At 64.2% G+C, this 21533-nt stretch carries 18 protein-coding genes; 10 read left to right on the top strand and 8 right to left on the bottom strand.

From position 1 onward, the window contains the following. The first annotated feature begins 12 nt into the window (after positions 1-12). Positions 13-717 carry an OmpW family protein gene (locus ASD45_RS19570; protein WP_056913339.1) on the top strand — a complete coding sequence of 235 codons (705 nt, stop codon included), beginning with the start codon at positions 13-15 and terminating at the stop codon, positions 715-717. 104 nt (positions 718-821) lie between these two features. Here the strand turns inward: ASD45_RS19570 and ASD45_RS19565 are convergent, their stop codons facing one another. From ASD45_RS19565 to ASD45_RS19535, 7 genes are all read right to left on the bottom strand, one after another. Beyond that, a complete protein-coding gene (locus tag ASD45_RS19565) occupies positions 822-1334 on the bottom strand; it encodes a Spy/CpxP family protein refolding chaperone (protein WP_156380987.1) in 513 nt (170 codons plus the stop codon). A 60-nt stretch (positions 1335-1394) separates the two neighbouring features. Beyond that, complete coding sequence (locus tag ASD45_RS19560) at positions 1395-2243, bottom strand: 2-oxoacid:ferredoxin oxidoreductase subunit beta (protein WP_056913337.1); 849 nt, start codon at positions 2241-2243, stop codon at positions 1395-1397. Positions 2244-2256: 13 nt separating this feature from the next. Beyond that, positions 2257-3975, bottom strand: a complete 1719-nt coding sequence (locus ASD45_RS19555) for a 2-oxoacid:acceptor oxidoreductase subunit alpha (RefSeq protein WP_056913336.1) — start codon at positions 3973-3975, stop codon at positions 2257-2259. A gap of 14 nt (positions 3976-3989) precedes the next feature. Further along, on the bottom strand, positions 3990-5513 hold the full coding sequence (locus ASD45_RS19550) for a DASS family sodium-coupled anion symporter (protein ID WP_082541046.1): 1524 nt from the start codon (positions 5511-5513) through the stop codon (positions 3990-3992). Positions 5514-5707: 194 nt separating this feature from the next. Further along, entirely contained in the window at positions 5708-6187 is a 480-nt protein-coding gene (locus ASD45_RS19545; RefSeq protein ID WP_056913618.1) for an Hsp20/alpha crystallin family protein, read from the bottom strand. A gap of 106 nt (positions 6188-6293) precedes the next feature. Beyond that, positions 6294-7112 carry a CBS domain-containing protein gene (locus ASD45_RS19540; protein ID WP_244485546.1) on the bottom strand — a complete coding sequence of 273 codons (819 nt, stop codon included), beginning with the start codon at positions 7110-7112 and terminating at the stop codon, positions 6294-6296. 71 nt (positions 7113-7183) lie between these two features. Further along, entirely contained in the window at positions 7184-7864 is a 681-nt protein-coding gene (locus tag ASD45_RS19535) for a helix-turn-helix domain-containing protein (RefSeq protein ID WP_082541045.1), read from the bottom strand. 152 nt (positions 7865-8016) lie between these two features. Between ASD45_RS19535 and ASD45_RS19530 the strand changes: the two genes are divergently transcribed. The 7 genes from ASD45_RS19530 to ASD45_RS19500 all read left to right on the top strand — a co-directional run bounded on the left by ASD45_RS19530 (position 8017) and on the right by ASD45_RS19500 (position 16604). Beyond that, entirely contained in the window at positions 8017-9507 is a 1491-nt protein-coding gene (locus ASD45_RS19530; RefSeq protein ID WP_056913335.1) for a PAS domain S-box protein, read from the top strand. After that, entirely contained in the window at positions 9500-10129 is a 630-nt protein-coding gene (gene fixJ / locus ASD45_RS19525) for a response regulator FixJ (RefSeq protein ID WP_056913615.1), read from the top strand. Before ASD45_RS19530 ends, fixJ begins: the two co-directional genes overlap by 8 nt. Positions 10130-10403: 274 nt before the next feature. After that, complete coding sequence (locus tag ASD45_RS19520; RefSeq protein WP_056913334.1) at positions 10404-12014, top strand: ABC transporter substrate-binding protein; 1611 nt, start codon at positions 10404-10406, stop codon at positions 12012-12014. Positions 12015-12159: 145 nt separating this feature from the next. Beyond that, a complete protein-coding gene (locus ASD45_RS19515; RefSeq protein WP_056913333.1) occupies positions 12160-13173 on the top strand; it encodes an ABC transporter permease in 1014 nt (337 codons plus the stop codon). Between the two features lie 86 nt (positions 13174-13259). After that, on the top strand, positions 13260-14096 hold the full coding sequence (locus ASD45_RS19510) for an ABC transporter permease (RefSeq protein WP_244485575.1): 837 nt from the start codon (positions 13260-13262) through the stop codon (positions 14094-14096). 64 nt (positions 14097-14160) lie between these two features. Further along, positions 14161-15888 (top strand): ABC transporter ATP-binding protein, encoded by a 1728-nt coding sequence (locus tag ASD45_RS19505; RefSeq protein WP_056913332.1) that lies wholly within the window; start codon positions 14161-14163, stop codon positions 15886-15888. A gap of 17 nt (positions 15889-15905) precedes the next feature. After that, on the top strand, positions 15906-16604 hold the full coding sequence (locus ASD45_RS19500; RefSeq protein ID WP_056913331.1) for a GntR family transcriptional regulator: 699 nt from the start codon (positions 15906-15908) through the stop codon (positions 16602-16604). 3 nt (positions 16605-16607) lie between these two features. Here the strand turns inward: ASD45_RS19500 and atzF are convergent, their stop codons facing one another. Further along, positions 16608-18413 (bottom strand): allophanate hydrolase, encoded by a 1806-nt coding sequence (atzF, locus tag ASD45_RS19495; RefSeq protein ID WP_056913330.1) that lies wholly within the window; start codon positions 18411-18413, stop codon positions 16608-16610. Between the two features lie 361 nt (positions 18414-18774). On the opposite strand from atzF, the gene ASD45_RS19490 reads away from it, so the two are divergent. Together ASD45_RS19490 and ASD45_RS19485 are read left to right on the top strand one after the other, a co-directional pair. Next, positions 18775-20601, top strand: a complete 1827-nt coding sequence (locus ASD45_RS19490) for an IlvD/Edd family dehydratase (protein WP_056913329.1) — start codon at positions 18775-18777, stop codon at positions 20599-20601. A gap of 42 nt (positions 20602-20643) precedes the next feature. After that, complete coding sequence (locus tag ASD45_RS19485; protein WP_056913328.1) at positions 20644-21402, top strand: glucose 1-dehydrogenase; 759 nt, start codon at positions 20644-20646, stop codon at positions 21400-21402. Positions 21403-21533: the final 131 nt, after the last annotated feature.

Genomic DNA, 21533 nt, shown 5'->3' with positions numbered 1-21533 from the left:
CAGGGGATAATCATGAAGTTACGTAAAATCGCGCCGGCACTCGTCGCCGCGTTTGTCGGTCTGGCCGCCGCGCCGGCCGTCGCCGCCGATCTGCCGGCGAAGTCGGTGTACAAGGCGCCGGTCGTCGACATGTTCAATCCGTGGATGATTCGCCTGCGCGCGCTCGGCGTCATCACCCGCAATTCCGGTGTGGTCGATCAGGTGCCGGGCTCCGGCCTGACCACCAACGACGCTGTCGTGCCCGAGCTCGACATCACCTACTTCTTCACCCGCAACTTCGCCGCCGAACTCATCCTTGGCGTGACCAAGCATCACGTCACGGGCACCGGCGTTGCCGCCACCAACGGTCTCGACGTCGGCAAGGCCTGGCTGCTGCCGCCGACGCTGACCTTCCAGTATCACTTCACCGATTTCGGCGCCTTCAAGCCGTATGTCGGCGCCGGCGTGAACTACACCATGTTCTTCAGCCAGTCCGCCGGCAACACTGCCAACGGCGCCGGCGTGATCATCACCCGCAGCCATCTGCATAACGCGTGGGCCCCGGCCCTGCAGGTCGGCTTCGATTACATGATCGACCGCCACTGGGGCTTCAACGTCGACGTCAAGAAGCTGTGGCTGCGGCCGAGCTGGGATGGCGACAGCAATGTCGGTCCGCTGACCGGCAAGGTGAACCTCGACCCGTGGCTGATCGGCGCCGGCGTCACCTACAAGTTCTGATCGGCAAGTTCTGATCTGCAAACGATAAGGAATCGTGCGGGGGTTCCTCCCCACCCGATGCCAACTGAAGCCCCGGCAATCGCCGGGGCTTTTTTTGTTGGCGTTCAGTTGCGCCAGCCGTGCCAGCCCCAGCCGCGCGGGCCGGACGAATTGATGCGCGCCTTCTGCTCGTCGGTGAGCGTGGCGTAGAACGCATCGAAAGCCGGCCGCACCGTCTTCACGGCGGACAGCATGGCCTCCATACGCTTTTCCATCAGCTCGAGCCGTGCCTGCGCGCTCGCCGGAAATTCGCGCGGGCAGGCATCGGTGACGATCTGCGCCGCCTTGCTCGAAGCGGCTTGCAGATCGTCGAGCGCCTTGCGCTGCGTTTCGGTGGGCTTCACCAGCCGTTCGATGCGTTCCTTGCGCCATTCGGCGAGGCCGGCACTTTGCGGGCTGCACATCCAGCCCATGCCGCGACCGCCGCGGCCCATCATGCCAGGACCCATCATCATGCCGGGTCCCCAACCGGGACCCGCACCGGGACCGGCACCGCCGGGACCGGGCTGAGCTTGTGCGGATCCGGCGGCGAGGCTTGCGACCAGCAAGACAGCCGCTATCGCGAGACGTGATTTCATTTTGCTATCCTCCATTAGAGCGCGGCACGCCGCTGACCGCGACCGTCAGTAAGAGTCGAGCTACGGCGCAAATTCCCGCTCGACGTCGCCCGTGGTAATCTCGGGTATCAAGGCCGGCGCGATCGACGCGCGATCGCCGCGGTAAAGCACCCCGAGGCTGAAGCCGTCGTCGGCGAGGACGAGTGCGGTCGCCGCCGCGCGGTCCTGTTCGACGGACATGGCCGAGGGCCGCACCATCTTCTTCCATTCACGTTGTTCGGGCCGGAAGGTGACGCAGGGGCTGAGCACTTCGATGAAGGCGAAGCCCGGCCATTTGAGGCCATCGACGATGAGATCGGCGAGACCGCTCGGATCGCCGGAAAAGCCCCGCGCCACGTAATTGGCGCCGGACGCGATCGCAACCGCGAGCGGATTGAACGGCCGCAGACCGATGCCACCGGGCGCAATGTCGCTGTCCCAGTCCGGCTCCGTGGTCGGCGACGGCTGCCCCTTGGTCATGCCATAAACGCGGTTGTCCATGACGACATAGAGCATGTCGGGATTGCGCCGGCAGGCATGAATGAAATGATTGCCGCCGATCGAGTAGCCGTCGCCATCGCCGCCGACGACGATCACCTCGAGATCCGGCCGTGCGAGCTTGAGGCCGGAACCAGCGGCGAGCGCTCGGCCGTGCACGCCGTGGAAGCCATAAGTGCTCATGTAACCAGGCAGCCGCGACGAACAGCCGATGCCGGAGACCAGCACGACCTCATGCGGCGGCCGGCCATACTTGGCGAGCGCGCGCTCAAGCGCGGCGAGCACGCCGAAGTCGCCGCAGCCGGGGCACCAGACTGGATGCGCGCCGGAGGAGAAGTCCTTGGCGTCATAGACGCAGGACGGTGGAGCGGCGGCGGTCAGAGTGTCGGTCATGGCACGGTTCTCCTCACGCCACGTAGTTCACGATCTCGGACGGGCGAAACGGCAGCGGGCCCGGCCGCGCCACGCTCTCGGCGTCCACCGGCACGGCCTTGTGGCCGAGCAGGTGGCGATAGAGCTGGCCCGTGTCGTTCTGCTCGATGACGACAACACGACGCACGCCGGTCAGCGCCTGAGCGAGCTGCTTTGCCGGCAGCGGCGCCAGCAGCCGCAGCGCAATGACACGGACGTTGCGGCCGGCTTCGGCCAGACGCCGCGCCGCTTCACGCGCCGGACCGACGGTCGAGCCGAAAGCGAGAATCGCGGTATCGCCTTCGCCCGTCACTTCGCCCCAGCGGTCGCCGGCATCAAATTCGCGAATCTTGCGCGCCCGCTTGTGGATCTGTGCGGCATGCATCGCCGCGCCGCTTGCCGGCAGGCCGGCTTCGTTATGCGTCAGCCCTTCGGCAACCCATTCGCGGCCCGGCGTTCCGGGCAAGGGCATCGGCGTCACCGCATCGCCGCCGGTGGCGTATCGCTTGAACGGCTGGCCGGCGGCGGCACCGTTTGTCTTGCGCGACTGTGGCGGCGGGCGGTCCGACACCGGATCGATCACCGCGGTTGCCTGGCCGAGCATCTGGTCGGACAGCACGATGACCGGCACCTGCAAGGCTTCAGCGACATAAACGGCATATTCGGCAGTGCCGGCACAGTCGCCCACCGACAGTGGCGCCAGCACGACACGCGGCGCATCGCCATGGGCGCCATAGATCGCCAGATTGACGTCGCTCTGCTCGGTCTTCGAGGCGATGCCGGTGGACGGTCCGGCGCGCATCACGTCGATCACGACCAGCGGGATTTCCGCGGCGACTGCCAGCCCCAGACTCTCGACCATCAGCGAGAAGCCGGGACCCGACGTCACCGTCATCGCCGGCACGCCGCCATAGGAGGCGCCGAGCGCCAGATTGACCGAGGCGAGTTCGTCTTCGCCCAGCACGAGGCGGCCGCCGAGCTTGAGAAGATGCGGCGCCAGCCATTCGACCAAGTCGGTCGCCGGCGTGATCGGATAGCAGCCGACGAAACGTACGCCGCCGCGCAGCGCGCCGAGCGCGACCGCCTGATTGCCGCTGATCAGCCAACGCCGGTCATGGGTCGGTGGCGCCAGCTTCAGATCGAGGGCCAGCGCGGGGGCCGCCTGCACGCCGGCCAGCGCTCGCGCCCGGTTGGCGCCGACAACGTCGCCGCCTTTCTCGCCGAAAATCGATTCGACCGCGCCGCCGATGTCGTCGGCCGGCAAACCGCACAGCGCGGCCAGACATCCGGCCGCAAACATGTTGACGCGCTTGCCGTGCAGGGCGCGATCGATCTTGCTCTCGCCGGGATCGCTCATCGTCAACGCGACCACCCTGCCCTTCGATTTGGCGATGCCGGCCGGCACCGCACCGGCCGACGGGTCGGCGAAGATCAGGCTCGTCTCATCGAGCGGAATTTCGGCAGCGAACTGTTCGACCTTGTCCCAATCGAGCGCGACGAAGGCGTCGAAGCGGTCGGGCTGCGCCTCGATCGGTTCGACGCCGATCTGCACCAGCGCCGCCGACTCGCCGCCGCGCACCTGCGCGCCGAACAATTGCGTCATCATGCCGAAATAGCCGGCGCGCGCCGCCGCGCGCAGGAACACGGCGCCGGCCGACATTGCGCCGGAACCACCGCTTCCGGCAAACACGACGGCGATGGAATGGCGCGGCATCGTACGGCTCCTGTTCAGACGTAGCCGAGCCAGCGCCAGTAAGTGGCGCCGAGCAGCATCACCAGCCCCAGGGCGACGACCGTCAGCACCAGGCCGGTGCGAACGAAATCGCGCGCCGTGAACGTATCGGTGCCGTAGGCCACCATGTTCTGCGGCGCATTCACCACCAGGATGAAGCCGAACGAGACGACGAACTGCAGCAGCATCGTCATGCCGATGACGTTGATGCCGGGCGTCGCCACGCCCTTGAGAACGGCGATGACGATCGGGATCATGGCCGAGGCAAGCGCGGTGGCGCTGGCAAAGCCAAGGTGGATGATCACCAGGAACAGGCTCATGGTGCCGAGAATGAACAGCGCCGTGGCGTTCTTCAGGCCGAATTCAAGGACCACGATGTCGGCGAGCCAGGTCGCCGCCTTGGTCTGCAGCAGCGCCGTGCCGAGCGAGATGCCGACGCCGAATAGGATCACCGTGCCCCACGGAATCTTCGGCTGCGCCTCCTTCCAGGTCATGATGCCGATGCCGGGCATGAACATCAGGGCGACGGCCGTGATCGTCGTGGTGCTGGTATCGAATTTGTGCAGCACGCCTTCGGTCGCCCAGAAGGCGATCAAAGTCAGCGAAATGGCGAGCAGCTTCTTTTCCGAGGTCTTCATCGGCCCAAGATCGGCGAGCGATTTCTTGATGCCCTCCGCGCCGCCGGGGACGGAGGTGACTTCCGGCTTCATCATGCGTGTCATGACGAAATAGAGCGCGATCGACATGGCGATACCGAACGGCGCCGCCGCAATCAGCCATTCCAGCCAGGTGATCGTCTGATTGAAGGCTTTCTCGATGAAGCCGATGGCGATCATGTTCTGCGCGGCCGCGGTCTTGATGCCGACGTTCCAGATGCTGGCAGTCTGAACCGTCACCATCATCAGCATGGCGGCGAAGGTGCTGGTGCGGCTGACGCCGAAGGCGGCGATCATGCCGAGCGTGATCGGCACAAGGCAGGCGACGCGCGCGGTCGTTGAAGGGACCATGAAGGCAATGACGATGCCGACGAGGATGGTGCCGATAACGACGTTGCGGGTTTCGGTGCCGACGCGGGCGAGAATGTTCAGTGCGATGCGCTTGTCGAGCCCGGTCTGTGTCATCGCCGCGGCCAGGAACAGCGCCGCCGCGACCAGAACGAGACCCGTCGAGGTGAAGCCGCTGAAGGCGAGCGTCAGCGCCGCGCTGGTGCCCATCAGGACTTTTGGATTGGCGACACTCGGCGCCAGGCCGAGCAGGAATGCCATCAGCGCCGCGATGACAATCGCCGAGACGGCGTAGTCGATCGCCTCTGTCATCCAGATGATGACGGCGAAGGCGAGAATCGCGAGCATCCGATGCCCCGCGACAGGCAGGTTCGCCGGCGTCGGCAGCAGGAGCACGACAACCAGCGCAGCGATGGCGGCCAGAAGGCCCCAATTCGCCGCGAACCAAGTGCGTTCGGACTTCGATGAATTCGTCGCGGGCGTTGCGACCACTTGCAGAGCGGGCTGGGTCGACATGATATCCCTCTGGGTCAGGTTTCTTCCCGCCCTGAATATTCGGCCTAACGTCGGAACTAGCCATTGAGGAAAGTCAAAAGATGCCGCTTACTTCCACGGTTCTGCTGAGGCCCTTGCGCGGCATGTATCGGGCAAAAAAAGACGCGCCCGGAGCCTTCCGACTCCGCCGGCGCGCCTGTGTTGAGAACTCGAATTCAGCTCGCGACTTTAACCTCGACCTTCTTGGCCTGCGCGGGCGTCGGTTTGGGTACCGTCACCTTGAGCACGCCCTTGGACAGGCTGGCCTTGATGGCGTCGGCATCGACGCCGCTCGGCAATTCGAGCGTCCGCTCGAACGACCCGTAGCTGCGCTCGACCAGACGATAATTCTTGTCCTTCTGTTCCTTCTCGGCGCTCTTCTCGCCGCGGATGGTGAGGACGTTGTCGGCGACGTTGATTTGCACGTCCTTTTCCTCGAGGCCCGGCAGCTCGGCCGTGATCTCGATTTCCTTATCGGTTTCGCTGACATCGACGCTCGGCGTCAGGGAGCCGCCGTTGCCGCCGGTGAACGGGGCGAGCGTTGGGAAGCCACGCGTGAAATCCTCGAACAGGCGGTCGATTTCGCGCTGGAGCGAGACGAACGGATTGGCGACCGAACGATCGCGACTAACGGGGAGAAGCGAGCGAAGCGTCATGAATGCCTCCATCGGGTATGCGGGACCGTCGCAGATCGACGGTTTAATTATTCTCGATCACGACCTGCGCGGTGCATTGACGAGAATCAAAGCACCGCGGCCTTGCTCAATGACGGGCCGTCTCGCCCGCGGTGTCCGGCGCGTCGAACGTCATTCCGGTCGACGGATCGATCCAGGCCATGTGATCCTTCACCGACTTCACGCCGGCAACGTTCTCGCAGGCGACATGCAGGGCCTCGCGCTGGCGCTCGTCGGTGATGACGCCGAACAGTTCCACGACGCCATCGCGCACCACGACGTCCATCGCGGCGATCGGCGCCCAGTTCAGCTTCTCGAGGTCGGCGAGCAGTTGCGCGCGGATGGCGCCGTCGCTTTGCGGCGACTGCGGCGCAGGCGTGACCCGCGCCATACTCACCATGGCGCGCATCAGGTTGGAGCGCGTGACGATGCCGACCAGCGCCGAACCCGACATCACGGGCACGCGCTTGATCCGGAACTTCTCCATCATTTCGATGATGTCTTCGAGCGAAGCATTTTCATCGACGGTCTGGACGTCGACCGTCATCACTTCGCTGACGCGGCTGCCGTGGGTGTGGGCGTATTCTTCCGCGACCTTGCCCGGGCCCATGATGAATTCGAGCCAGCGCGAGCGGCGCTTTTCGGTCTGGGTTTCGCGGCGGCGCAGGAAGTCGCCTTCCGACACGACGCCGACCAGATTGTGATCCTTGTCGACCACCGGCAGACCGCTGATGCGGTGTTGCAGCATCAACCGCGCCGCCTGGAGAACCGTGGCCTCGGGTTCGATCGTGACCACGTCGCGGGTCATGACATCGCTGGCGTTCATCGCTGCCTCCTTCAGGTTGGTGCCGCATTCCAACACCGCGGTCGGCGTTGCATGTTGATCGAAGTCAATCGTAACGCTCAAAGAAAAGCCCCGGCGGAATGGCCGGGGCAGTACGGGGGAGGAAACGTAATCGGCTCGAAGCCGGGCTGACGTCAGCCGTTCAGCCGGTTGAGCGCAGCCTGGTTGCGCAGCACGATGCGGCGCGAGGTCGGCACCGCGATGGCGGCCGAGTTCTCGAGTTGCGTCAGAGTCCGCGACACGGTCTCGATGGTGAGTCCGAGATAGTCGGCGATGTCCTGGCGCGACATCGGCAATTCGACGGCGTCGCCGCAGCGCGCACGGTTGGCCATTTCGAGCAGGAAGCCGGCGACGCGCTCCTGTGCGGTCTTGATCAGCAGCATGGTGTGATCCTGGGCGCGCTGCAGTTCGGTTGCCGCCATGGTCCAGAGCTGACGGGAGACGTCGGGGCTGCGCGTCGCCAGCGACACCAGCGACGAGCGCTTGATCAGCATGACCTTGCAATCGGTGATCGCTTCTGCCGAGAACGAGTGCACGTCGCCGACTTCGAGGCCGAACACGTCGCCGGGCAGGCAGAAGGCGCCGATCTGGCGGCGGCCGTCATTGAGGACCCGGTAGGTGCGGACCGCGCCGCTGACGATCTTGTAGAGATATTCGGCCGGCTCGTTCTCGCCGTAGATTTCGGCGTTGCGCGCGAACGGCATCACAGCGCCCATGAATTCGATGGCTTCGCCGGTGCCGTGAGTGACGGACGGCGGAACGGGCGCGGCGGCCAGAGGCTGCGACTTCCGGACGCTCATTGTCTGGGTGTGCATGGCTTCAATCCTCGCTCAGGGGCACCATCGGCCCGGTTGAATGGTCATTGTGGTACCGCTGGCGCGCGCGCCCCGAAATTCAGATAATCTCCATAGGGGATTTACCGGAGGCGCCCGCCGCGCGGCCGGTGCGCTCCGTTCTGGTGACATAAGTGGTTGATATAAAAAGTCTTTATCGCGAGAAGCCGATCGGCCTGTGGCGCTATGGCGTCGCCCTGATCGCGGTTGTGCTGGCGCTGGCAGGACGCACGCTGCTCACGCCGGATTTGCACACCGAAGCGCTGTTTCTCTATTTCATTCCGCCGGTATTGGTGGCGTCCGCCTTTGGCGGGTTGGTACCGGGCCTGCTGGCGACGGTACTGAGCCTCGGCATTGCGATTGTTCTGCTCGAAGATGCGAGCGGTCTGTCGAGTTCAGACATCTTCAGCGCCCTGGCCTTCGCAGTGATCGGCGGAGCGACTGCCTGGGGCGGCGAATTGCTACGCCGCGGCCGCCGGCGCGCCAACGTCATGACCCGCGACGCGCTGGCGCGCGAAGCGCATCTGCAGTCGATCCTCGATACCGTGCCGGAAGCCATGATCGTCATCGACGAGCGCGGCGTCATGCAATCGTTTTCCAGCGCGGCCGAGCGGTTGTTCGGCTACCGCTCCGCGGAGGTGATCGGGAAAAACGTCAAGATCCTGATGCCCCAGCCCTATCGCGACAACCACGATTCATATCTGCACCGCTACCGCGACACGGGCGAGCGCCGCATCATCGGCATCGGCCGCGTCGTCGTCGGCCAGCGGGTGGACGGCTCGACCTTTCCGATGGAGTTGGCGGTCGGCGAAATGAAATCCGGCGATCGGCGTTTCTTCACCGGCTTCATCCGCGACCTGACCGAACGGCAGCAAACCGAGCAGCGACTGCAGGAGTTGCAATCCGAACTCGTCCACATCTCGCGCCTGACGGCGATGGGCGAGATGGCCTCGACGCTCGCGCACGAACTCAACCAGCCGCTCGCCGCCATTTCCAACTATCTCAAGGGCTCGCAGCGGTTGATCGAGAACGACGGCGCCGAAAAGCTGCCGATGCTGCGTGACGCCCTGGGCAAGGCGTCCGAGCAAGCGGACCGCGCCGGCAAGATCATTCGCCGCCTGCGCGATTTCGTGGCGCGCGGCGAGAGCGAACGGCGCGTGGAGAACATCACCAAGCTGGTTGAGGAGGCCAGCGCGCTGGCGCTGGTCGGCGTCAAGGACCGTGGCATTCGGGTGCAATTCAAGTTCGATCCGCAGGTCGATCTCGTGCTGGCCGACCGCGTGCAGGTCCAGCAAGTGCTGCTCAATCTGATTCGCAATGCCATGGACGCCATGGAAGACGCGCCGACGCGCGACCTGACGATTTCCATCACCGTCGACGGCCCCGCTCAGGTGCGCATCAGCGTCGCCGACACCGGTTCGGGTATCGCGCCGGAAATCGCGGAGCACCTGTTCCAGCCGTTCATGACGACCAAGCGGCAAGGCATGGGCGTCGGACTTTCCATCTCGCGGACCATCATCGAAGCCCATGGCGGCCGGATCTGGGCCGAGCCTAATCCGCGCGGGGGAACGGCTTTTCATTTCACGCTTGCGGCGATAGAGGAAGGCGATGTCGACGATGCCTGAACCCATCATCTATGTGGTCGATGACGACGACGCCGTGCGGCAGTCGCTGGAATTCCTGCTGTCCACCGCCGGGTTCAAAGCACGCGGATTCGACTCGGCGAAGGCCCTCTTCAGTGTCCTGCCGGAAATCGATTCCGGCTGCATCATCACCGACGTTCGCATGCCCGAGATCACCGGCATCGACCTGCTCAAGAAGGTCAAGGAGGTGAAGCCCGGCCTGCCCGTGATCGTCATCACCGGCCACGGCGATGTCGCGCTTGCGGTCGAGGCGATGAAGATCGGCGCCATCGACTTTCTCGAGAAGCCGTTCGACGACGACGGCCTGATCGCCGCGGTCAAGGCGGCGCTGAGCAACGCCGCCGACAGCGGCAAACGCCAGGCCGAATTGGACGCAATCAGGGAGAAGCTGGCGGCGCTGTCGAATCGCGAGCGTCAGGTCCTCAATGGTCTGGTCGCCGGCCAGCCCAACAAGACCATCGCCTTCGATCTCGGCATCTCACCGCGCACGGTCGAGATCTATCGCGCCAACCTCATGACCAAGATGGGCGCCAACAGCCTGTCGGATCTGGTGCGCATGGCGATGCTTGCCGACATCGTGCCGGACAACGGCAAGACCGGCTGAATCCGTTCGCCATTCACTAAACCCGGCATCTGCGGACCGCCCTCACGCGTGGGCGGTCGCCTGCCGGATTTCGCTGTCCGGGATGGCGCGCCTACTAATTAATCAGTTTTGGACCTATTGTATGCAATACGCGGAACGCGATACCGGGCGCCCACGAGGTGCGAGCGCGTTAAAAACCCAGTTACCCCAATACTTTAGCTAATTGTATGCAGGCCACCTGAATCTGGCACAGCCCTTGCGGAGAGGGTTCCAGTATCATTCGGGAGGCTGTCACATGAAGCGTCGTGAATTTTTGAAGTCGGCCACCGCCCTCGCGGCCGGCACTGCCATTTCCGCTCCGACGATTTTTTCCGCCGAAGCCCAGTCGCGCAAGGAAACGCTGCTCCTTGTCAGCGAAAACGGCCCCAACAATCTCGACATCCACGGCGTCGGCACCAACCGCCCCGGCTATGAAGCGTCGTGGAATTGCTACGATCGGCTGATTACCCACGCGACCAAGACGCTGCCGGACGGCTCGCTGTCTTACGATCGTGACAAGTTCGTGCCGGAGCTCGCCGAAGACATGAACGTCGGCGACATGTCCGTCACCTTCAAACTGAAGAAGGGCGCGAAATTCCAGGACGGCACGCCCGTCACCGCCAAAGACGTCAAGTGGTCGTTCGATCGCTCGGTCACAGTCGGCGGCTTCCCGGTGGTCCAGATGAAGGCCGGCTCGCTGGAAAAGCCGGAGCAATTCGTCGCCGTTGACGACACCACGTTCCGCGTCGATTTTCTGAAGAAGAACCGCCTCACCATTCCCGATCTCGCGGTCATCGTGCCGAGTATCTTCAACTCGGGCCTGCTCAAGGCGAAGGCCACCGAGAAGGATCCGTGGGCGCTCGAATACACCAAATCCAACACCGCAGGCTCCGGCGCCTACAAGGTGACGAGCTGGAAGCCCGGCGTCGAAGTCGTCTATGAGCGCAACGACGCCTGGATCGGCGGCAAGCTACCCGAACTCAAGAAGGTGATCTGGCGCACCATCCCATCAGGCGGCAATCGCCGCGCGCTGATGGAACGCGGCGACGCCGACATCTCGTTCGATCTGCCGGCCAAGGACTTCGTCGAGTTGAAGAAGGAAGGCAAGCTGAAGCTGGTCTCGAACCCGATCGGCAACGGCATGTACTCGCTCGAACTGAACGTGAAGAGCGCCCCGTTCGACAATGAGAAGGTTCGCCAGGCTATCGCCTACGCGCTGCCCTATCAGAAGATCATCGATGCGGCGATGTTCGGCCACGCCAAGCCGCTGTTCGGCGGCCCGTCGAACACCGTCAGCACGATCGATTGGCCGCAGGCGACCGGTTACAAGACCGATCTTGCCATGGCCAAGAAGCTGATGGCGGAATCGGGAGCCGGTCCGATTGAATCGACGGTTTCGTTCGATCTCGGCGACGCCGTGAACTGCGAGCCGATGGCCGTGCTGATCCAGGAGGCGCTTGGCGAAATCGGCATTAAGCTTGCCATCAATAAGGTGCCCGGGGCCAACTGGCGCAGCGAAATGGCGAAGAAGTCGATGCCGATGATGGTCAACTTCTTCTCGGGCTGGCTCGATTACCCGGAATACTTCTTCTGGTGCTACTCGAAGCTGAACGCCGTCTTCAACACGCCGAGCTATGTCGATCCCGCGATGGATGCGTTCATCGACGGCGCCTATGCCGCGGCTGCGGTGGGCGACAAAGAAAAGTACGCCACCGACGTCAAGGGCTTCATCTCGAAGGCCTACACGGACGTGCCGCGCGTACCGATCCTGCAGCCTTACCTGAACGTGGCGATGCAGAACAACATCAGCGGCTACCAGTACTGGTTCCACCGTCAGGTCGACTACCGCAAGCTGGTGAAGGGATAAGAGCAGCGGCTTTCCTCGGCTGCGGCGCAGCGCGTGAGCGCTATGCCGCAGCGGGGGGCATAACATTCCGACGTCGTAACGATCCCGGTTCAGCAGCGCCACGAAGACGTGCGGCGCTGCGCCCGGGAAAGGCAGAGTAACCATCATGCTCGCGACCCTCGGCAAAAGACTGCTCACGGTGATCCCGACTTTGATCGGCGTGATTATCGTCACCTTTCTCCTGACCCGCGTGCTGCCCGGCGATCCGGCGGTGTATTTCGCCGGCCCTGCGGCGACGCCCGACTCGATCGCCGAAATTCGCAAAGGCCTCGGCCTCGACAAGCCGCTTCCCGAACAGTTCGTTCGCTACGTCGGCGATCTGGCTCATGGCAACTTCGGCAATTCGCTCTCGACCGGGCGCCCGGTGGCGACCGAAATCGCCAGCCGCCTGCCCGCTTCCGCAGAACTGACGCTGCTCGGTCTGTTCGTCTCGCTCGTTATCGCCGTGCCGCTCGGCATTCTCGCCGCCGTCAAGCAGGGTTCGTGGATCGACCACACCTGCCGCGTGGTCGCAACCGCGGGCGTATCGCTGCCGGTGTTTTTCACCGGCCTGCTGCTGGTCTATGCGTTTTACTACCAGCTCGGCTGGGCGCCGGCACCGCTCGGCCGGCTCGACGCCTTTGCCAGCGCGCCGCCGCAGATCAACGGTTTCTACCTGATCGACAGCCTGGTGACCGGCAATTTCGAGGTCTTCCGCTCGGCCCTGTCGCAGCTCATTCTGCCCGTCGCAACGCTGGCAATCTTCTCGCTGGCGCCGATCGCGCGCATGACGCGCGCTTCGATGCTGGCGGTGCTGGCGTCGGAATTCGTTCGCACCGCGCGCGCTTCCGGCCTCGATACCCGCACCGTCATCATCACCTATGCCTTTCGCAATGCCATGCTGCCGGTCGTCACCACACTCGGCATGGTTTTCTCATTCCTGTTAGGGGCCAACGTGCTGGTCGAGAAGGTGTTCGCCTGGCCCGGCATCGGCTCCTACGCGGTCGAGGCGCTGCTGCAATCCGATTTCGCGCCGGTGCAGGGCTTCGTGCTGACCATGGCCGTGCTCTATGTCGTGCTCAATCTCGTCATCGACATTCTCTACGGCGTCATCGACCCGCGCGTGAGGCTTGAAGGATGACCGATACGCTCAACGCCATCCCGCCGGTTACCGAGAAGCCCGCCCTGTCCGCCACACCGGCGCAGCCGAAGCCGGAGCACAACTCCATGCTCCGCCACGCCCGCTATGTGATGTCGGAAAATCCGGTGACGGGGCTCGCCTTCTTCCTGTTCGCGCTGATCGCGGTTTGTGCGCTGATCGGCCCCTATATCGTGCCGCACGATCCGCTCGCCAGCGACACCGCCTCGGCGTTGCAGGCGCCGAGCTGGAAGCACTGGTTCGGCACCGACCAACTCGGTCGCGACATCCTGAGCCGCGTGGTCGTCGCCACCCGGCTCGATTTCATCATCGCCATCACCTCGGTGGCGCTGGTGTTCGCGATGGGCGGGCTGGCCGGCATCGCCGCTGGCTACTTCGGGGGCTGGACCGACCGCATCGTGTCCCGGCTGTCCGACACCATCATGGCGTTTCCGCTGTTCGTGCTGGCGATGGGCATCGTCGCCGCTCTGGGCAACACCGTGACCAACATCGTGATCGCCACGGCCATCATCAACTTCCCGCTCTATGTGCGCGTCGCCCGCGCCGAGGCCAATGTGCGGCGGGAGGCCGGCTTCGTGCAGGCGGCGCGGCTGTCCGGCAACGGCGATGCGCGCATCCTGCTCGGCCACATCCTGCCGAACATCATGCCGATCATGATGGTGCAGATTTCGCTGACCATGGGCTACGCCATTCTCAATGCCGCCGGCCTGTCCTTCATCGGCCTCGGCGTCAAACCGCCGACGCCGGAATGGGGCATCATGGTCGCCGAGGGCGCCGCCAACATCATCTCCGGCGAATGGTGGATCGCGCTGTTTCCCGGCGCGGCGCTGATGCTCGCCGTCTTCACCTTCAACCTGCTCGGTGACGGGCTGCGCGACCTCGTCGATCCGCAGCGGAGAACGTGACGCGCATGATCCAGAAAAGTGGGGACCGGTTTTCGGATCAGATCATGCGCAACGGAGAAAAAGCATGCTGAAAGCACCGACACCCGAAGTCGATACCGGCGAAGCACTGCCGCTGCTCGACGTGCGCGATCTCACCGTCGAATTCCAGACCCGGCGCGGCACCGTCCAGGCGGTCAAGCATGTCAATATCTCGCTCGCCAAGGGCGAGACGCTCGGCATCGTTGGGGAATCCGGCTCCGGCAAGTCGGTGACGTCCTATGCAGTGATGCGCATTCTCGATCGCGCCGGCCGCATCGCCGACGGCTCGGTGAGATTCTCCAATCTCGATCTGCGCCAGATCGACGAAAGCGAGATGCGCGACCTGCGCGGCCGCGAAATGTCGATGATCTTCCAGTCGCCGCGGCTGGCGCTCAATCCGATCCGCAAGATCGGCCACCAGATCGAGGACGTGCTGCTGCAGCACGCCCAAGCCGATGCCGCCGCCGCGGCCGACAAGGCGGTGGAGATGCTCGAGCAGGTGCGGATCGCGCGGCCGCGCGAGCGCTACCACGCCTATCCGTTCGAACTGTCGGGCGGCATGTGCCAACGCGTCGTCATTGCGCTGGCGCTGGCCTGCCGGCCGCAATTGCTCATCGCCGACGAGCCGACCACGGGCCTCGACGTCACCACGCAGAAGGCGGTGATGGATCTCGTCGTCGAGCTGACGCGCGAGCGCGGTATGTCCACCATTCTCATTACTCACGACCTTGGCCTCGCCGCCGCCTACTGCGACAAGGTCATCGTCATGGAAAAGGGCAACGTGGTCGAGACCGCGAAGGCCGAAACGATCTTTCGCAATCCGATGCATCCCTACACGCGCAAACTCATGCGCGCGACGCCGCGACCCGGCATAACCTTGCGCGAGCTGCTGCCGGATGAGGACGCGCTGCGCGCCGGTGCGATTGGCGCGGCGACCGCCAAAGCGGACGCGCCTCTCCTCAAGGTCGAGAAACTGGTGAAGGAATATCCGCGCCAGGGCGCGGCATCGTCACTGAGCCGGCTGTTCAAGTCCGGTCCGACACCGGAGGGCGAAGTCTTCCGTGCCGTTGACGGCATTTCGTTCGAGATCGCGCGCGGCGAAAGCGTCGGTCTGGTTGGCGAGTCGGGCTGCGGCAAATCGACGACGTCGATGATGCTGATGCGGCTGATCGACAAGACGTCGGGCACGATCAGCTTCGACGGCGAGGACATCGGCGCGATTCCGGCCAAGGACTTCGCGACGCTGCCGCAACGCCGGCGCATCCAGATGGTGTTCCAGGATCCGACCGACAGCCTCAACCCGCGCTTCACCGCAGCGCGCGCCATAGCCGACCCGTTGCTGCGGCTCAGCGACATCTCGCGCCATTCGCTGCGGGGGCGCGTCGAGGAGCTGGCGACCCAGGTCGGCCTGCCGCTCGACCTGCTCGATCGTTTTCCCCATCAATTGTCCGGCGGTCAGAAAGCCCGCGTCGGCATTGCTCGCGCCATCGCCCTCAAGCCTGATCTCGTCGTGCTCGACGAGCCAACCGCCGCGCTCGACGTGTCGGTTCAGGCCGTCGTCCTTAACCTGTTGCAGGACCTCAAAGATAAGCTGGGGATGAGCTATCTTTTCGTGTCCCACGACCTGAATGTGGTACGCTTGCTGTGCGACCGCGTGATCGTGATGAAGAGCGGGCAGATCGTCGAGCAGGGCCTGACCGCGCGCGTCATGGATGCGCCACAAGCTGAGTATACGCGCGATCTGCTGGCGGCGATCCCGCACCCGCCGATCTGAAGACACGTTGAGGCCGGATGAGTTTGACAGGGACGGATGCCGAGGCGCGACCAGCGGCAAGGGACGCAAGCTGGCCGCGCACGACCCGCGCCGAGGAATTGCGCCTGCAACTCGCCGACGAGATCGTCCGCGGCGTGCATGCGCCCGGCGCGCCGCTCGACGAAACGCGCATCGCCAACCGCTTCAACGTCTCGCGTACGCCGGTGCGCGAGGCGATCCGCCTGCTCGCGGCGAGTGGGCTGGTCGAAGTGCGGCCGCACCGCGCCGCGCTGGTGGCGCGACCGGACGCCGATCAGCTTGCGGGCATGTTCGAAGCCATGGCCGAACTGGAAGCGTTGTGCGCCGGCTTTGCCGCCGAGCGCATGACCATCGTCGAGCGCCGGGCCCTCGAGGACATTCATGAAGGACTGCGCGTGCTGATCCAGAGCGGCGACCCGCAACGCTATCACGAGATGAACGAGGCATTTCACAACGCCATCTATGACGGCGCACACAACACCTATCTCGCCGAGCTCGCGCTATCGACCCGCGCCCGCGTGCAGCCGTTCCGCCGCGCGCAATTCCGCAATCTGGGCCGTCTTGCCAAGTCGCATGTCGAGCATGATCGTGTCGTCGAGGCTATTCTGCGCGGCGAGAAGGCGGCCGCGGCGGCGGCGATGAACCAGCACATCATCCTCGTGCGCGAGGAGTATGAACATTATTCGGAGACGGTGTGACGGCTATTCCGCCGCCTTCTCCTGCGCCAAATAAGCCCGCCAGCCGCCGAAACCGGTGATGTCGCGCGCGCCGCCGATGCCCGCAGCTTCGACGAGAAAGCCTTTGACGCCGCGGCCGTCGGCCAGGACCACGGTGCCGATCGACAGCGGCGCGACGACGCCGCCGATGAACACTCCGAAGGCAGCCCTCGGCAAGGCCCAGACTTCAACGCCGATGCTTGATCCCTCGCCGGCGCCGACTCGCAGCAGACCGGGCTTGGCCGGCGCGGTGCCGTTGAGCGCATAGAGCTTGTAGTCCGGCGCGGTTTGCGTGGCTTCCAGCAGACGGCCGCCGAGCGATGTCAGCTCGCCGTTGAGTGGCAGACCGGACAGATGCGCGCCGACCACGGCGATGGCGATTTCGTCCTCCGCCGCTTCGGCCGGCAACGCCGGCAGCTTCGGCTGCGGCACCTTGAGCGCGCCGAGCGGCAACTGCGTGTCGGCATGGAAGACGCGGCCGATCTCGGCAAGCCGCGCGTCACCACCCCCGGGCCCAAGCAGCGTAACGCCGAACGGCAGACCCCTGCCCGTCAACGACGCCGGCAGCGCCAGACCGCACAGATCGAGCAGATTGACGAAGTTGGTGTAGGTGCCGAGCCGGCTGTTGAGCTCAATCGGATCCGCCAGCACCTGCTCGACGGTGTAAATCGTCGGCGCCGTCGGCAGCGCCAGCGCATCGATCTGATGCGCGAAGATGTAGTCAGACACGCGGCGCAGGCGCTCAAGCTTGTAGAATGCGGCGAAGGCATCCATCGCCGTCGGCCGCAGACCGCCGATGGTGATCTCGCGCGTCACCGGATGGATGGCGTCGGGATCGGAGGCCAGCAGCTTTTGCGCGGTGATGGCGCGCTCGGCGACCCACGGACCCTCGTACAGCAACCGCGCTGTTTCGTAGAACGGCTCAATGTCGATCTCGACGATGTCGCAGCCGAGCCTGGCGAGGCGCTGCAGCGCCGCGTCGTAACCGACTTCATATTCCTTGTCGCCGAAGAACAGCCGCTGGCCCGCGATCGGCACGCCGAGCTTCACATGCGGAGGCATCGAGCCGGGATGCCCGAGTGGCCGATTCCGCGAATAACTGTCAGCGGCATCGGGCGCGCCGGCAATACTGAGAGCGTGCCAGGCATCATCGACGGTGAGCGCGAAGATTGAAATGCAGTCGAGCGTGCGGCAGGCCGGCACCAGACCATGAGTCGAGATCAGGCCGAGGCTCGGCTTGAGGCCGACAATGTTATTGAAGCCGGCGGGCACGCGGCCGGAGCCGGCGGTGTCGGTGCCGAGCGAGAACGGCACCAGACCGGCGGCGACCGAAGTTGCCGAGCCCGACGAGGACCCCCCAGGCACCAGCTCGGGATCGAAGGTGTTGCGCGGCACACCATAAGGTGAGCGCACGCCGACGAGGCCGGTGGCGAACTGGTCGAGGTTCGTCTTGCCGATGACGATGGCGCCGGCGGCGCGCAGCCGCGCCACCGCGGTCGCATCGTGGCCCGGCTTGTAGCTGAACGCCGGACAGGCCGCCGTGGTCGGCAGGCCGGCGACGTCGATGTTGTCCTTGACCGCGAAGGGCACGCCATAGAGCGGTAAGTTCTTATTGCCCGACTTCTCGAGCGCCTTGGCTTCGGCGACCGCTTCGGCCTCGTCGCGCAAGGAGATGAAGATTGCCGGGTCGGCATGCGCCCGGATCCGGGCATAGCTGCGGGTGATCGTTTCGGACGGCGTCGCCGTCCCGGCCCGGTGCGTCGCGAGGATTTCGAGGACGGTTTCAGCCATGGCGTACGACACCCCGACGGCAGCGTCGAGAAATCCAAAAAAGAGGCAGAGAATTCATTGGGGACAAGATGTTAGCGGCCAGTCGTGTATTGCATACAATAGGCTCTTTTTGCGAAGCACACAAACGTCCCGTTGCCGAGACATTAGAATTGCGCTCAACTTGAGGTACTTCAACGTGAAGGCGGCGCACCCGCCGGAGGCCCTCATCGCCAGCGACCCGAAATCAAGCCGGACGGCGCCCCAGCGACGCGGCCCGACGGGTCGAGCAGAGCTTTCCAGACCACCACGCCTTTAGGGCTGACCGCCTCGGTCGGCCACCACAAGCAATGACGCGCTCAAGCGGCGCCAGGGAGAAACATTCATGAAACAGTCGAAGCGCGCCCATCAGTCGTCCGAGAAGAAGCCCAAGGGCAAGAGCCTGCGGTCGCAATTGTGGTTCGACAATCCGGAAAACCCGGGCATGACCGCGCTCTATCTCGAGCGCTACCTGAACTGGGGCCTGACTCGCGAAGAGCTGACCTCCGGCAAGCCGATCATCGGCATTGCCCAGACCGGCTCCGATCTCTCGCCCTGCAATCGTCATCACCTCGAACTGGCTTCGCGCGTGCGTGAAGGCATCCGCGCCGCCGGTGGCATCGCCTTCGAATTTCCGGTGCATCCGATCCAGGAAACCGGCAAGCGCCCTGGCGCCGCGCTCGACCGCAACCTGGCTTATCTCGGCCTCGTCGAAATCCTCTACGGCTATCCGCTCGACGGCGTCGTGCTGATGACCGGCTGCGACAAGACCACGCCGGCTTGCATCATGGCGGCGGCGACCGTGAATATTCCGTCGATCGTGCTGTCGGGCGGCCCGATGCTCAACGGCTGGGACGGCGAACGCCGCATCGGCTCGGGCATGGTGGTGTGGCAGGCGCGCGAGGATCACGCCGCCGGCAAGATCAGCTATCAGCAGTTCATCGATCTGGTCGCCAATTCGGCGCCGTCGATCGGCCACTGCAACACCATGGGCACCGCTTCAACCATGAATGCGCTGGCCGAAGCGCTCGGCATGTCGCTGCCCGGCTGCGCCGCGATCCCCGCGCCGTACCGTGAGCGCGGTCAGATTGCCTACGACACCGGCGTGCGCGCGGTCCAGATCGTGCACGAGGATCTCAAGCCTTCGGACATTCTGACCCGCAAAGCTTTCGAGAATACCATCATTGCCAACTCGGCGATCGGCGGCTCAACCAACGCGCCGATCCACATCAACGCGATCGCCAAACATATCGGCGTCAAGCTCGACATCACCGACTGGGAGAAGGTCGGCCTCGACATTCCGCTGCTGGTCAACATGCAGCCGGCGGGCTTCTATCTCGCCGAAGAGTATTATCGCGCCGGCGGCCTGCCGGCGGTGATGAACGAACTTCTCAAGGCGAAGAAGATTCACGCCGACGCCATCACCGTCAACGGCAAGACGATGGGTGACAACGTCAAGCGCGCCAAGATCATCAACGAAGACGTGATCCGGCCCTACAAGAAGCCGATGAAGGAAAGGGCCGGCTTCAAGGTGCTGCACGGCAACCTGTTCGACTCGGCCGTCATGAAGCTTTCGGTCATCTCCGATGAATTCCGGGACCGTTACCTCAGCAACCCCAAGGATCCGATGGCTTTCGAAGGCCGCGCCGTCGTGTTCGAAGGGCCGGAGGATTATCACCACCGCATCGACGATCCAAAGCTGAAGATCGACGAGAACACCATGCTGTTCATCCGCGGCACCGGGCCGATCGGCTATCCCGGCGCGGCGGAAGTCGTGAACATGCAGCCGCCGGACTATCTCATCAAGAATGGCATCCTGTCGCTGCCATGTATCGGTGACGGCCGTCAGTCCGGCACGTCGGCCTCGCCATCTATCCTCAACGCCTCGCCGGAAGCAGCAGCCGGCGGCGGCCTCGCCATTCTCAAGAGCGGCGATCGCGTGCGCATCGACCTCAACAAGGGCACCGCCGACATTCTCATTTCCAAAGCGGAGCTCGCCGAGCGTCGCGCAACACTGGAAAAGCAGGGCGGCTTCAAATATCCGGCGAGCCAGACGCCATGGCAGGAAATCCAGCGCGGCATGGTCGATCAGCTCGGCGAAGGCATGGTGCTCAAGCCGGCAGTGAAGTATCAGCGGGTCGCCCAGAAATACATTCCACGCGATAACCACTAAGCACAGTACCATAAAAAGAAGACAGGGCGGGAGGAACGACAAGTGGCTGGACGTTTGAAAGGCAAGGTTGCGTTCGTGACGGCGGCCGGACAGGGCATCGGCCGCGCCATCGCGGAAGCGTTCGTGGCCGAGGGCGCCAAGGTCATTGCGACAGATCTCGATGCCGGCAAACTCAAGGATCTCAAGAAAGCCAAGTCTTACGCGCTGGATGTCACGTCGACTGAAGCGGTGGACACGCTGGCGCAGAAGGTGATCAAGGAATTCGGCGCGCCCGATATCCTCGCCAACTGCGCAGGATTTGTGCATCAGGGCAGCATCCTCGACTGCAGCGAGGCGGATTGGGACCGGTCCTTCGATATCAACGTGAAATCGATGCACCGGACCTTGCGCGCTTTCGTCCCGGCGATGCTGAAACATAGCGGCGGCTCGGTCATCAATATCGCGTCGGTCGCTTCTTCGCTGCGCGGAATTCCGAACCGCTATGCCTATGGCAGCACCAAGGCCGCCGTGATCGGACTAACCAAGGCGATGGCCGCCGACTTCATCCGCCAGGGCTTGCGCGTTAACGCCATCTGCCCCGGCACCATTCAGTCGCCGTCCCTGAATGAGCGCATCGCCACCAACGCCAAAAAGTTCGCCAAGTCGGCAAAAGAAGTCCGTCAGGACTTTATCGATCGTCAGCCGATCGGCCGTCTTGGCACGCCGGAAGAAATCGCTGCCGGCGCGGTTTGGCTCGCTTCCGATGAATCGAGCTACTACACCGGACAAACTCTGCAAATCGACGGCGGTATGACGATGTAACCTGTTACGGCAGGCCTTCACGCCGTCGCGATATCGACCATCGCGACTGCGACCAACGGGGTATTGCCGCGGCCGGTGTCATATGATGATATCACCGCGAAATTTCGGCTGAATACAGCCGGCGGCCGCAA

Origin of the sequence: Pseudolabrys sp. Root1462 (assembly GCF_001426945.1) — a bacterium.
Classification (GTDB): Bacteria; Pseudomonadota; Alphaproteobacteria; order Rhizobiales; family Xanthobacteraceae; genus Pseudolabrys.
The sequence above is the reverse complement of the archived record's forward strand: the minus strand, read 5'-3'. Positions and strand labels throughout refer to the sequence as shown.